At 70.7% G+C, this 12,185-nt stretch carries 14 protein-coding genes; 3 read left to right on the forward strand and 11 right to left on the reverse strand.

All coding sequences use genetic code 11. The features are described 5' to 3' along the window. The 3 genes from DW309_RS00900 to DW309_RS00910 all read right to left on the reverse strand — a co-directional run. The coding region (locus tag DW309_RS00900) for an FGGY family carbohydrate kinase (protein WP_240753077.1) at window positions 1-282 on the reverse strand (282 nt) is incomplete at its 3' end. 20 nt (window positions 283-302) lie between these two features. Continuing rightward, window positions 303-1,319 carry a magnesium/cobalt transporter CorA gene (corA, locus tag DW309_RS00905; RefSeq protein WP_136044266.1) on the reverse strand — a complete coding sequence of 339 codons (1,017 nt, stop codon included), beginning with the start codon at window positions 1,317-1,319 and terminating at the stop codon, window positions 303-305. A gap of 26 nt (window positions 1,320-1,345) precedes the next feature. Next, entirely contained in the window at window positions 1,346-2,629 is a 1,284-nt protein-coding gene (locus DW309_RS00910; protein WP_136044267.1) for a serine hydrolase domain-containing protein, read from the reverse strand. Between the two features lie 99 nt (window positions 2,630-2,728). On the opposite strand from DW309_RS00910, the gene DW309_RS00915 reads away from it, so the two are divergent. Together DW309_RS00915 and DW309_RS00920 are read left to right on the forward strand one after the other, a co-directional pair. Further along, entirely contained in the window at window positions 2,729-3,043 is a 315-nt protein-coding gene (locus DW309_RS00915) for a DUF2470 domain-containing protein (protein ID WP_136044268.1), read from the forward strand. A 54-nt stretch (window positions 3,044-3,097) separates the two neighbouring features. Continuing rightward, window positions 3,098-3,745, forward strand: a complete 648-nt coding sequence (locus DW309_RS00920; RefSeq protein WP_136044269.1) for a biliverdin-producing heme oxygenase — start codon at window positions 3,098-3,100, stop codon at window positions 3,743-3,745. Between the two features lie 56 nt (window positions 3,746-3,801). On the opposite strand, the gene DW309_RS00925 is transcribed toward DW309_RS00920, so the two are convergent. Next, window positions 3,802-5,187 (reverse strand): ATP-dependent DNA helicase, encoded by a 1,386-nt coding sequence (locus DW309_RS00925; protein WP_136036976.1) that lies wholly within the window; start codon window positions 5,185-5,187, stop codon window positions 3,802-3,804. 115 nt (window positions 5,188-5,302) lie between these two features. Between DW309_RS00925 and DW309_RS00930 the strand changes: the two genes are divergently transcribed. Beyond that, the gene (locus DW309_RS00930) at window positions 5,303-6,376 is read left to right on the forward strand and encodes a hypothetical protein (RefSeq protein WP_136044270.1); all 1,074 of its coding nucleotides are present in this window, start codon (window positions 5,303-5,305) and stop codon (window positions 6,374-6,376) included. Window positions 6,377-6,385: 9 nt separating this feature from the next. Here DW309_RS00930 and DW309_RS00935 read toward each other — a convergent pair whose 3' ends face one another. From DW309_RS00935 to DW309_RS00965, 7 genes are all read right to left on the reverse strand, one after another. Then, window positions 6,386-8,410 carry a bifunctional copper resistance protein CopD/cytochrome c oxidase assembly protein gene (locus DW309_RS00935; RefSeq protein ID WP_136044271.1) on the reverse strand — a complete coding sequence of 675 codons (2,025 nt, stop codon included), beginning with the start codon at window positions 8,408-8,410 and terminating at the stop codon, window positions 6,386-6,388. 82 nt (window positions 8,411-8,492) lie between these two features. Continuing rightward, window positions 8,493-8,780, reverse strand: coding sequence for an HU family DNA-binding protein (locus tag DW309_RS00940; RefSeq protein WP_017203554.1), 288 nt, complete (start codon window positions 8,778-8,780; stop codon window positions 8,493-8,495). Between the two features lie 394 nt (window positions 8,781-9,174). Beyond that, on the reverse strand, window positions 9,175-9,480 hold the full coding sequence (gene rpsN, locus DW309_RS00945; RefSeq protein WP_017829734.1) for a 30S ribosomal protein S14: 306 nt from the start codon (window positions 9,478-9,480) through the stop codon (window positions 9,175-9,177). A gap of 3 nt (window positions 9,481-9,483) precedes the next feature. Then, window positions 9,484-9,654 (reverse strand): 50S ribosomal protein L33, encoded by a 171-nt coding sequence (gene rpmG / locus DW309_RS00950; protein ID WP_017203558.1) that lies wholly within the window; start codon window positions 9,652-9,654, stop codon window positions 9,484-9,486. Then, the gene (gene rpmB, locus DW309_RS00955; protein ID WP_025102729.1) at window positions 9,654-9,890 is read right to left on the reverse strand and encodes a 50S ribosomal protein L28; all 237 of its coding nucleotides are present in this window, start codon (window positions 9,888-9,890) and stop codon (window positions 9,654-9,656) included. The genes rpmG and rpmB overlap by 1 nt, the downstream gene beginning before the upstream one ends. A gap of 140 nt (window positions 9,891-10,030) precedes the next feature. Next, window positions 10,031-10,738, reverse strand: a complete 708-nt coding sequence (locus DW309_RS00960) for a DNA-3-methyladenine glycosylase (protein ID WP_136044272.1) — start codon at window positions 10,736-10,738, stop codon at window positions 10,031-10,033. 16 nt (window positions 10,739-10,754) lie between these two features. After that, a partial coding sequence (locus DW309_RS00965; RefSeq protein WP_240753079.1) for an Ig-like domain-containing protein occupies window positions 10,755-12,185 on the reverse strand: 1,431 nt, incomplete at its 5' end.

The raw sequence follows: 12,185 nt of genomic DNA on the forward strand, positions 1-12,185 counted from the left end.
GCGCAGGTCGTTCCACAGCAGGGCCGGTCGCACGACCCGTCCCCGGCCGTCGAGCGCGACCATGCCGTGCTGCTGTCCGCTGATCGCCCAGGCCCGCACGTCGTCGAACCCGCCCGCCGCGGCGATCGCGGCCTGCAGCGCCCGCCACCACTCCTCCGGGTCGACCTCGGTGCCCGGCGGGTGCGGCGCACGCCCCTCGCGGATCACCCGACCGGAGAGGGCGTCGGCGATGACGACCTTGCAGGACTGGGTCGAGGAGTCGATTCCCGCCACGAGTTCCATCCTGCGATCATCCCACGGCGTCAGAGCCATCCCTTGTTCTTGAACGCCGCGTAGAGTCCGAGGCCCATCGCGACCATGAGCGCGAGCGCCATCGGATAACCGAGCAGCCAGTGCAGCTCGGGCATGTGGTCGAAGTTCATGCCGTAGATCGTGCCGACCAGGGTCGGGGCGAACAGGATCGCCGCCCAGCCGGAGATCTTCTTCACCTCTTCGTTCTGCCGGATGCTGAGCTCGGTCATGCGCCGCATCTCCTCGTTCTGGCGGCGCGCGACGATGGTCGACTCGACCGTGAGCGCGTTGTCGAGCACGGTGCGGAACGTGGTCGCCCTGTCGCTCACGCGCAGGGTGTGGTCGAGCACGTCGCGCAGGTACCGCTGCAGCTCCTCGCTCACCCTGTCCTTGTCGGAACCGCGCAGGAGCGCCTCGAGCATGCCGACGAGCGGCTGGGTGGCGCGCTGGAAGTCGATCACCTCGCGGCCCAGGTCGTAGATGCGCTGCGTGGCGTCCACATCCTCCTCGAAGAGCTGGCTCTCGATCTCGTCGATGTCGTTCTCGAGGCCGGCGAGCACGGGGGCGTACTCGTCGACCACCTCGTCGAGGATCGCGTACAGCACGGCCTCCGGCCCGTGGGAGAGCAGCGCGGGGTCGGCCTCGAGGCGGCGGCGCACCCGCGCCAGATCCGGAGCCTCCGCGTGGCGGATGGTCACCACGAAGTCCGGCCCGACGAGCACGTGCACCTCGCCGAACTCGACCTCCTCCAGGTCGTCGAGGTAGCGGGCGGGTCGCAGCACCATGAACAGCACGTCACCGTAGCGCTCGAGCTTGGAGCGCTGGTGGCCGGACAGCGCGTCCTCCACCACGAGCTCGTGGAGGGCGAACTCGTCGGCCACGGCGCGGATTTCCTCCGGACTCGGCCGGTACAGCCCGATCCAGCTCATGCCGCGTCGCTCGCGCATGCGCTCGAACGTCTCGCTGAGGGTCCGCGGGTTCTCCGTGCGGACGCCGTCCACGTAGATCGCGTTGTCGACGATCGCCACGACGACCCCTTCCGATCAGCCGGTGCTCACTCCTCCGCGGGCGCGACGCACGGGAGCGCGGCGTCCGTGGTGGCCTGGTGGTACTGCTCCGCGGTGAACGGCAGCCCGAAGTCGGGGGCGGTCTGCCCGGACGCGGCGGGGGCCTTCGACGCGATGGCCGCGAGCTCCCACGACAGCTGTTGGGCGAACAGCGCCCCGGCGGTGGAGTCGTTCAGCACCACGGCGACGGTGAACCCGGTGGCCGGGTCGGAGTAGGCGGCGGTCGCATAGCCGGGGGTCCAGCCGTGCTGGCCGACCATCGAGCCGACGAGGTAGGCACCGCCGGTGGCCTGGAACCACGACGCGGCCGTGTCGGACACGGGCAGCGGCGAGCCGAAGCGCGCGGGCTCCTCCTTCGTGCGCAGCGCCTGCGCGGCCTCCGCCTGGGCGTAGCGGCCGAGGTCGGTGATGGTCGACACGACGCCGGAGTCGGTGAAGCCGGAGCTCGACGAGAGGGTGGTGATGTCGACCGGGGCCGCGCAGTTGAAGCCGCCCTCGACAGCCGACATGTAGTGGCCGTTCATGGCGGGCTCGGGCACCGGCGGGGCGGCCTGCGGCGTGGGCAGCTCGGTCTGGGTGAGGCCGAGGGGCTCGGTGACGTACTCCGCGATGAGCTCGCGCGCGGTCATGCCGGTGGCGCGCTCGAGCGCGAGGCCGAGCAGCAGGTAGCCCGCGTCGGAGTCGCGGAAGGTCGTGTGCGGGGCCACCCTGGCGCGGCCGAGGCCGTAGCCGGCGAGCTCGAGCGGAGCCCACACGCGCTCGGGGGTGTTGATCCAGGCGGCCTTGGCGGTCTCCTCGGACGACCCGGCGCCGCTCGTGCCGTTGCAGAGGTCGAGCAGGGTCACGTCGGTCATGTCCGCGACGCCGGAGACGTAGGTGGGCACCTTCGCGTCGAGCTCCACGGTGCCCTCGTCGGCGAGCGCGTACAGCACGTCGCACGTCATGAGGCGCGTGACGTCGGCGATGCGGAACGACATGTCCGTCGTCAGCTCGGCCCCGCCCTCCTTGTCCTGCGTGCCGGCCGCTGCGACCCAGCCGCCGCTCCACGGCACCCAGACGCCGACGATGGCTCCGGACGCACCCGACGCGGTGAGCGCGTTGTCGACCGCGGTCTGCATCGCCGCGACGGTGTCGTCGGGCAGGGAGGCGTCGACCTGGTCGGGCGGCGTGTAGCTGAAGGAGTCCTCGGACGAACAACCGGTGAGGACGAGCCCGAGCACGACGGCCGTGGCCGCTGCGGCGCGCCACCGGCGCGACGAGAGAAGCTGCATGTGAAGGAACCCCCGAGGACGTATCTCCCGAGTCTAGAGCGAGGATGCTGGAAGTCCGCCTCGCGGGACCGCGCCGATCGCGGCCCGTAGGGTGTGAGGGTGCCCCACGACTTCGCTCCCGACGTGATCGCCGCCGTGCTCCGCCACATGAACGGCGACCACACCGACGACAACCTGCTGATCGCCCGCGCCTTCGCCGAGCCCGCCGACCAGGAGCCGACGGCGTCCGTCATGACCGGCTTCGACGGCGAGGCCGGCGTGTGGGAGGTCACCCGCGGCGGCTCCACCTCGACGCTGCGCGTGCCGTGGCCCGGCGGCCCGATCACGGAGCGCCCCGAGGTGCGACGCGAGGTCGTGGCGCTGTACGACGCGGCGTGCGCGCGCCTGGGCGTCGAGCCGCGGCCGCACGACTGACTCCGCACCGACCCGGACTTCCGTCCAAGGTTAGGCTGCCCTTACACTGGGGCCATGCCCGAGATCCTCTCCTTCTCCGCCGCCCTCCGCGAGCGCTCCTCCGGGTCGCACTCGCGCAGCGAGACGGCCGGCTTCATGTCCGACCTGCTCAAGGGCGAGGGCTCCCGCGAGGACTACATCGCGCTCGTCGCGCAGCACTACTTCATCTACGAGGCCCTCGAGAGCGCGGGCGACCGCATGCGCACCGACCCCGTCGCCTCCGTGTTCCTCAGCGACAAGCTCACCCGCCTCCCCGCGCTCGAGGCCGACCTCGAGTTCCTGCTCGGCGCGGACTGGCGCGACCGGATCACGCCGCTGCCCACCACGCAGCGCTACGTGGAGCGCATCCGCCAGGTGGGCGCGACCTGGGCCGGGGGCTTCGTCGCCCACCACTACACGCGCTACCTCGGCGACCTCTCCGGCGGCATCTTCATCGGCCGCGTCATGTCCCGCCGCTTCGGCTTCGAGACCAACGGCGTCGGCTCCTACCTGTTCGACGACATCGCCGACCCGTCCGCCTTCAAGGACGTGTACCGCGAACAGCTCGACGCCGCCCCGTGGGACGAGGCGGAGCGCGAGCGCGTGATCGACGAGGTGCTGCTCGCCTACCGGTTCAACACGGAGCTGTTCGAAGACCTCGACCGCGCCCGCGCCGCCGCCTGAGCGCCCTCACCGGTCCCTGAGCGAGCGCCCGCGAGACGAAGGGCGTCCACCGCGGTTCAGCCCGTGGGAAGCTCCGGCGTCGACGCCGCCAGCCACGCGTCGCGCATGAAGCGCCGTACGTCCTCGTCGACCCGGATGTCGCTCGGCCGCAACGGTCGCGACAGGTACAGCCCGTCGAGCGAGGTCAGACGGCTCAGCGCCACATAGGTCTGTCCCGGCGCGAACGCCCCGGAGCCGAGGTCGATGATCGCGCGGTCATAGGTCTTGCCCTGCGACTTGTGGATCGTCACGGCCCACGCGAGCCGCAGCGGGAACTGCGTGAACTCCGCCACCACGTCGCGGGACAGCTTCTTCGTGTTCGGGTCGTAGGCGTAGCGGAACCGTTCCCACACGGCCGGCTCGACCTCCACCTCCTCGCCGTCGATCTCCACCCGCACGGCCCCGCCGAGAATGCGGGTGACGGTGCCGATGGTGCCATTGACCCAGCGCGGCGGCTCGCCCGACATGGCGGTGTCGTTGCGGAGGAACATCACCTGCGCGCCGACCTTGAGCTTGAGCTCCGACTCGGCAGGCAGGGCAGCCTCGCCGCGTCCGAAGTCGCCGTTGATCTCGGCGCGCGCGGTCTGCTCCTTGCCGGGGAGGGCGGCGAGGTGACGGCCGTTGATGCCGTTCACAATGTCGTTGCGCGTCGCGAGGGTGATCATCGGCACCTCGCCCGGCTCGGGGTCGGGCGGCGTGCGGGCACCCTGCGCGTTCAGCACCCCGGCGATCTCCGCGGTCACCCGGCCGTAGCGCACGGCGTTGAGCATCGCCTTGAACCCGTCGTCGGACTGCCGGTGGATCTGCACCAGCTCCCGCACGTGCAGCTCGGCCCTGGTGTCGACCTGGAACAGGCCCTCCTGGTCGGAGAGCCCGGAGCCGCCCGCCCACACCTTCGCGTCGAAGAACCAGAAGGAGCGGTAGTGGTCCTTCACGTAGCGGGCCTCGTCGCCGCGCGGCGGGACCGGCGCGAGCTGGTACGGGTCGCCGAACATCACCACCTGCACACCGCCGAACGGTTCGCCCCTGCGTCCGCGGGCCTGCCGCAGCGAGCGGTCGATCGCGTCCATGAGGTCGGCGTTGACCATCGAGATCTCATCGATCACGAGGGTCTCGATCGCGTTCAGGATGCGCCGGGTGGCATCGTTCTGGTCGATGTCCGCGTCGCCGATCAGCCCGATCGGGAGCCGGAACAGCGAGTGGATCGTCTGCCCCTCGACGTTCAGCGCGGCGACGCCGGTGGGCGCGCAGATCGCGATCTGCTTCTTCGTGTTCCAGGCGAAGTGCTGCAGGAGCGTCGACTTGCCGGTGCCGGCGCGGCCGGTGATGAACACGTGCTCCCCGGTGTCCTCGATGAGGCGGAACAGCTCCTGCTGCTCCTCGGACAGGGCGGGAAGGGACACGGTTCTCTCAGGGCTGCAGGGGCGGACGGGGGCGCCCACCCATGCTACGTCGCGCCGGGAGTCGCGGGGCGCCAACGCTCGGCGTCCCCCCAGGACTCCCTCCTAGACTGACGCCATGGAGCGGGCCGGGAGGAGCACGCCCCGGCGTGCGCGCCTGGGCGTGGATCTGACCATGCTCGCCGTCGTCGGCGTGATGCTGTTCGCCGCGATCGGGGCGGGCGGCGCGACCCTCTACCAGCAGTTCTACGGCCCCTCGGCGTTCGTGGTCCGCTACCTCGACCTGCTCGCATCCGGCCGCGCGGCCGATGCGCTCCGGGTGCCCGGTGTCGCCATCGACCGCGAGACGCTCGAGAAGGCCGGCATCGACCCCCGCGCCTCGGAGGCGATGCTGCGGCGCTCCGCGCTCGGCCCCCTCACCGACATCGAGGTGAAGTCCGAACGGCCCTCCGGCGACGGCACTGCCGTCACCGTCGGCTACACGGCCGGTGGCCATCACGGCACCACGACCTTCCAGGTGCAGCAGGACGGCTGGGCCGGCGTCACCCCCGACTGGCGGTTCACCACGAGCCCTCTCGCGGTGGTCCAGCTCACCGTGCGCGGCTCCGACCGCTTCGCCGTGAACGGGTTCGAGGTCGATCGTCGGCAGGTGTCCGTCGCGGGGGCCGAGGCCCAGCCGCTCGACCCCCTGCCGCTGCTCGTGTTCACCCCCGGCGTCTACTCCGTCACGGTCGACACCGCGATCTCGACGTCGTCCGGCCACGGAGTGCTCGCCGACAAGCCGCTCGCCGTCACGCCGCTCGACGTGCAGACCGAGCCGACTCCCGAGTTCGTGTCGGTGGTGCAGCAGCGCGTCGAGGAGTTCCTCACGCAGTGCACGACCCAGGAGGTGCTGCAGCCCACCGCGTGCCCGTTCGGCCTGCGCGTGACGAACCGCATCTCCGCACCGCCCACCTGGTCGATCACGAGTCAGCCCCAGATCGCGGTCGTCCCCGCCGAGGACGGTCAGTGGCAGATCCCGCCGGCCGATGCGGTGGCCCACGTCGAGGTCGAGATCCAGTCGCTGTTCGACGGCTCGGTCGAGCCGGTGTCGGAAGACGTGCCGTTCCGCGTGAACGGCACCATCGCGATCCTCCCCGACGGCTCCGCGTCGATCAGGGTCGGCTCTCCCGACGAGCCCGCCGAGGACTGACGCCGGGGATCAGCGCCGGTCGCGCTGGGCCTGGCGCTCCGCCGCGCGCTGGTCCCGCGCCGCGAGCTCGGCGAGGCGCGCGTTGTACTCCTCCAGCTCGGCGTCCCCCGTGCGGTCGGCGTGCCGGTCGCGACGCTTCTGCAGCTTGGTGTCGCTGCGGCTCCACTGGATCGCGACCGTGATGGCGAGGATCAGCGTCGGGATCTCTCCGATCGACCAGGCGATGCCGCCGCCCACGTACTGATCGGTCATGGGATCGGCGCCCCAGTCGCGGCCCATCGCGCCGAACCAGTCGGCGACCAACAGCCCCTCCTGCATCATGATCGCCATGCCGAAGAACGCGTGCATGGCCATCACGGCGATGAGGGTGATGAGCCGGCCGGGGTACGGCAGCCGGTACGGCACGGGGTCGGCACCGATCAGGCTCATCACGAACAGGTAGCCCGAGATCAGGAAGTGGATGACCATCCACTCGTGCCCGAGGTGCTCGTACATCGACCAGCGCACCAGGTCGGTGAAGTAGAACGCCCACAGCGACACGATGAAGATCGCGGCCGCGACGAACGGGTGGGTCACCACGCGCGCGAACGGCGAGTGCACGGCCCACATGATCCACTCGCGGCCGCCGCGGGTGCCGTCGTCGCGCTTGTGGATCGCGCGCAACGCCAGGGTGATGGGTGCACCCGAGACGAGCAGCAGCGGGATCGCCATCGAGAGCATCATGTGCCCGAGCATGTGCACGCTGAACAGGTACTCCTGATACGCGTTGATGGGCCCGCCCGTCACCCACACCAGCATCAGCATGCCGAGCACCCAGAAGACGGTGCGGTGGATCGGCCAGCGGTCGCCGCGCAGGCGCAGCCGCCGCACGCCCGCGAGGTAGAGGAAGAGCCCGAACCCGGCAGCCACCAGCCACAGCACGTCGATGTCCCACGCCGTGAACCACCGCGCCAGCGTGAGCTCGGGGGGAAGCAGGGAGCCGGTGAGGATCTGCGCCGGGGTCTGCGCGAACGCGGCGGTCTCGCCCGTGGGCGGAGGCGTGCGCGCGAGGGCCGCCGCGGCGCCCGAGGCGAGCCCCATCAGCGCGACCTCGCCCAGCACCAGCAGCCAGAACCAGCGGTTGGCGCGGTCACCGTCGAGCTTCGGGATGAGGCGGGCGCGGTACCAGGCGCCGAGCAGGCCCATCCCGACCAGCAGCACGGCCTTCGCGATGACGATCGTGCCGTATGGCGTCGACCACACCGCCTCCCAGGACCCCACCGCGACGATCGACCGTGTGAAGCCGGAGAGCGCCACGACCGCGAAGGCGGCGATGGCGAGCGAGGAGTAGCGCGACACCAGGCGGGCGCGGTCGATGCCCGGCTCTCCGCGCAGCAGCACCAGCAGCAGCAGGCCGCCCAGCCACACCGCGGCCCCGATGGTGTGCAGCAGGATCGAGTTGACCGCCATGTTGTGGCCGTCGAGGTCGCCCGCATGGCCCTGGGTCGCCAGCGGCAGGAACGACACCGCGGCGAGCAGGGCCGTGATCAGGGTGGGCGTCCAGGACCGCCAGGCGAACGCGAGCACCGTGATCACGGCGCCGAGGATCGTGGTGATGAGCCACGACTGTCCGAGCGGCAGCTCCAGCAGGAACCGTCCGAGCTGTGCACCGAACTCCCGCTCGATGCTGAGCTTCGGGTTGAACGCCGCCATGAACGCGAGGAAGCCGGCGAGACCGGCCGAGACCGTGAACACCGCGGCACCGATCGACGCGATGTTCAGGGCCCTGTCGAACGACCGCTCGCCCGCGCGGAGTGCGAACAGAGCGAGCACGAGCGACCCGAGCATGAGCGCGCCCGAGAGGTTCATCACGAGCTTGGCGATCGGTGTGCCCCACAGCACCACGGGCCCCGGGTCCTGCAGCAGGGGCGGCTTGGCACCGCCGCCGATGAGCAGCGCCCACACGAGGGCGACGAGACCCGCCGCCAGCAGGATGACGACGCCGGCGACGCGATACGCCGACGTCGTGCTCGGCGTCTCGGTGCGGGAACTCACCCCTCCAGCCTAGGCGCGCTGGACGGGGGGAAAGCACGAAGGCCGCTCCCGGATCGGGAGCGGCCTTCGAACGGGTGCGGTCTTACTTGACGGCAGCCTTGAGCTTGGAGCCGGCGGTCACCTTGACGCGCTTGCCAGCGGGGATCTTGATCTCGGCGCCGGTCTGCGGGTTGCGGCCCGTGCGAGCAGCGGTGTCGACCTGCTCGAAGGAGATCCAGCCCGGGATCGAGACCTTGCTGCCCTTGGCGACAGCGTCGGAGACCGTGGCGAACAGCGAGTCGAGGACACCGGAGACGGTGGCCTGGCTCTGGCCGGTGGCGGAAGCGATGCTCGCGACGAGCTCGGTCTTGGTGATGGACTTGTCAGCCATGTCATCCTCCAGCGACGAAGGACCGTCGCATCGTTGTGGGTGCGAGAGGCGGGTGCCTCCCGTTGGTCGAGTGACCGCCTTGAATGTACCAACCACCACCCGGATTTCCGCGTCATTTCGCGGGTTTTGACCAATTACCCGGCGTGTCGCGCCACTTTGGTCACACGTGTCACAGAATTCGGGAGGCTCATGCCCTCGCGCGGGACGGCGCCGACGATCACGGGATCGGCGTCCGCGAGCGCCACCCACCCCTGCCGGTCTGCCCCGATCTCGCGGCACTCTCGCGATCGCCGGAGCGCGTCGGCGCTCACCCGGGCCGCGAAACGACGGAGACGCGGGGGTACGCGAAAGGGGCGAGGATCCGAAGATCCTCGCCCCTGTCGACGGCGGTGACTTACCAGCTCGACTTGGTCACGCCGGGCAACTCGCCACGGTGTGCCATGTCACGGAAGCGGACACGCGAGATGCCGAACTTCGTGAGGACACCGCGGGGGCGGCCGTCGATGACGTCGCGCGAACGCACGCGAGCCGGCGACGCGTTGCGCGGCAGCTTCTGCAGGCCGACGCGAGCGGCCTCGCGGGCCTCGTCGGTGGCGTTCGGGTCGACCAGGGTCTTCTTCAGCTCGGCACGACGCTCGGCGTAGCGCTCGACGATGACCTTGCGCTGCTCGTTGCGCGCGATCTTGCTCTTCTTAGCCATGGATCAACGCTCCTCTCGGAATTCGACGTGCTGACGGATGACCGGGTCGTACTTCTTCAGCACGAGGCGGTCGGGGGTGTTGCGGCGGTTCTTCTTGGTCACGTACGTGTAACCCGTACCCGCCGTGGAACGCAGCTTGATGATCGGACGGACGTCCTGAGCCTTCTTGGCCATTAGAGCTTCACACCCTTCGCCTGGAGGTCCTTGACGACGTTCTCGATGCCGCGCGCGTCGATCACCTTGATGCCCTTGGCGGACACGTTGAGCGTGATCTTACGACCGAGCGAGGGCACGAAATAGGTCTTCTTCTGCACGTTCGGGTCGAAGCGGCGCTTCGTCCGGCGGTGCGAGTGCGAGACGTTGTGACCGAAGCCGGGAACAGCTCCGGTCACCTGGCACACTGCTGCCATGATGATGACTCCTTCATTACCGTGAGGCCGGACGGCCCCACCCAAGATCCCTTGTCTGCACGCAACCTCGACCCGCCGATCTCTCGGCCGCGGAAGGGGAAGCATGCGAACTACGCACAGGAGCGTGCGCAGACAAAGAGTCAGTCTAGCACGGGCAGGGTCGCCCCCAGTGCCGCGGCCTCGGCGGCACCGCGCCCCCACCGGAACGCCGACACGGTCGGGTCGTCCGGGATCCAGAACCGCCACGGGAAGGCGTCCGTCCCGGCGACCCCCGCGACCCCGACCCTCGGCCCCTGCGACACATCCGCGACCGGCGCCCCGAGCCACAGCTCCGCGCGGGCGCCGTTGTGCTCCGCGCCCGTGACCGCGTCGATCCCGTCGTGCAGCGCGTGGCGCAGGCCGACCGCCTGGCCCAGTCGCCCCGGCCCCCTGGCGAGGTCGCGTCGGGCCGTGCGCCCCAGCGGGAGCGGGGCACCGCGGCGGACGGCCGCAGCGTCCTCACCGGCCACCACCTCTCCGGCGCGCAGCAGCACCCCGTCGCCCTGCCCCTCCGGACCGCACGCCACGTTCACGCACGAGTGGATCCCGTGGCTCAGGTAGACGTACAGGTGGCCCGGCTCGCCCCACATCGTGGCGTTGCGGGCGGTGCGACCCATGCGCGCGTGCGAGCCGGGGTCGACGCGGTCGCCCGTGCCCTGGCCGTGATAGGCCTCGACCTCGGTGACGCGCACGCGGACCTCCACCGGCACACCGCCCTCGATCACCACGGTGCGCAGTTCCGCGCCGAGCAGAGTGGGCGCCACCTCAACGGCGGAGCGCATCACGTCGTCGCGGGTCACGCGTCGCAGCGGAACGGCAGACACGTCAGAACCGCGGCGCCGTCTGGCACCAGGAGGCGTCGAAGCCGGTGAGGGCCACGAGCTCCTTCCCGGAGTCCAGGTCGATCAGGTGGGTCTCCAGCCGCACCGGAAGCGGCAGCAGCATGCCGTCGTAGGGGTTGTTCGCCATGTCGGGGGCGACCACGACGGCCGCGTACTGCCCGCTCGGCGACGCGCACGCCTGGAGGATGGCGTCGCTCGACCCCACCTCGACCAGGGGTTCTGCGACCCCGTCGTCGTCCACGCGGACCACCGCCTGCCCGATCGGCAGTCCCGAGTCGTCGCGCGACACCACGTGCCGCAGCGTGCCGCCGGGGAACGGCGTGATCGTCGTGGCCGTGCCGTAGTCGGGCGTCGAGGCCGCGAGCGGCTGCTCCGAGCCGTCGGTGAGGTTCAGCTCGACCACGGTGCCGTCGAGACGCTCCACGATCGCGGTGTAGGTGCCGCGCGAGATGCCCTGAATGGTGGTGGCGAGCCCGAGCGACTGCACTCCCGCGTCGCTGGAACGGTCGACGAGGGCGAGCGCGCCGTCGAAGTCGATGAAGAGCACGGCGGCGCTGTCCGGCACGAACTGCCACACGAAGACGCTCGCCTCCTCCCCTGCGACCTCGATGATCTGCGGCTCGTCGTCGCCGCTCAGCGACTGGGTCACGAGCACGCTCGCGCGGCCCTCGCTGTCGCCGAGCTCGCGGTCGGAGTAGCTGTAGCCGACGAGGTTGCCGCGCTCGGAGACCTGGATCTCTCGGACATAGCCGTCGCCGGGCAGCGTCAGCTCGCGCTGGTCCTCACCGTCGCGGTCCATCACCAGCAGGTGCGAGCCGTCGTCCTCCTCGACCGAGGCCACGAGGCGCGTGGAGGTGGCGCGGAAGTCGTTGATCCGCGGATGCGAGAACACCGGCACCGCCTTCTCGCCGCTGAGGTCGGTGCGGAAGATCGTGTCGTCGCCGTCGACGTCGCGCCGCAGCAGGAACATCGTCGAAGCGGGCGTGGTGAAGCTCGTCGTGAGCTCGGCGGACGGACCACCGCTCGCACCGACGGCATCGGACACCGTCACGGTGTACGTCGTGTCGTCGTCGAGCGGCACCGTGAAGCGCACACCGATCCCGCGGCCGGCCGCGTCGACCGTGAACGGTACCGCCGGCTCGACCGACACCTGGTCCGCCTCGATCGCGGCGAGGGGCTGGTTCGCGGTGAGGATCAGGCGACTGCCGGACGATTCGATCGCCTGGGCCGCGTCGACCTGCACCTCTGAGATGCGCGGACCCTGCAGCAGGCTCACGACGCCGAAGCCGGTGCCGACCAGCACCAGCACACCCAGCACGGCACCGATCGTCAGCAGGAACCGACGTGACATCCGCGGCCCGGCCGCCGCACCGGCGCGGTCGCTCGCCGCGGGCGGGCCATCGGCGGGACGCCA

This window comes from Microbacterium sp. K41 (assembly GCF_004794395.1).
Classification (GTDB): domain Bacteria; phylum Actinomycetota; class Actinomycetes; order Actinomycetales; family Microbacteriaceae; genus Microbacterium; species Microbacterium sufflavum.

Bases quoted from the DNA above. Each gene is read 5' to 3' on its own strand.
- DW309_RS00910 (WP_136044267.1), bottom strand. From the start codon at position 2,629: ATGCAGCTTCTCTCGTCGCGCCGGTGGCGCGCCGCAGCGGCCACGGCC.
- DW309_RS00920 (WP_136044269.1), top strand. From the start codon at position 3,098: ATGCCCGAGATCCTCTCCTTCTCCGCCGCCCTCCGCGAGCGCTCCTCC.
- DW309_RS00930 (WP_136044270.1), top strand. From the start codon at position 5,303: ATGGAGCGGGCCGGGAGGAGCACGCCCCGGCGTGCGCGCCTGGGCGTG.
- DW309_RS00940 (WP_017203554.1), bottom strand. From the start codon at position 8,780: ATGGCTGACAAGTCCATCACCAAGACCGAGCTCGTCGCGAGCATCGCT.
- rpsN (WP_017829734.1), bottom strand. From the start codon at position 9,480: ATGGCTAAGAAGAGCAAGATCGCGCGCAACGAGCAGCGCAAGGTCATC.
- rpmG (WP_017203558.1), bottom strand. From the start codon at position 9,654: ATGGCCAAGAAGGCTCAGGACGTCCGTCCGATCATCAAGCTGCGTTCC.
- rpmB (WP_025102729.1), bottom strand. From the start codon at position 9,890: ATGGCAGCAGTGTGCCAGGTGACCGGAGCTGTTCCCGGCTTCGGTCAC.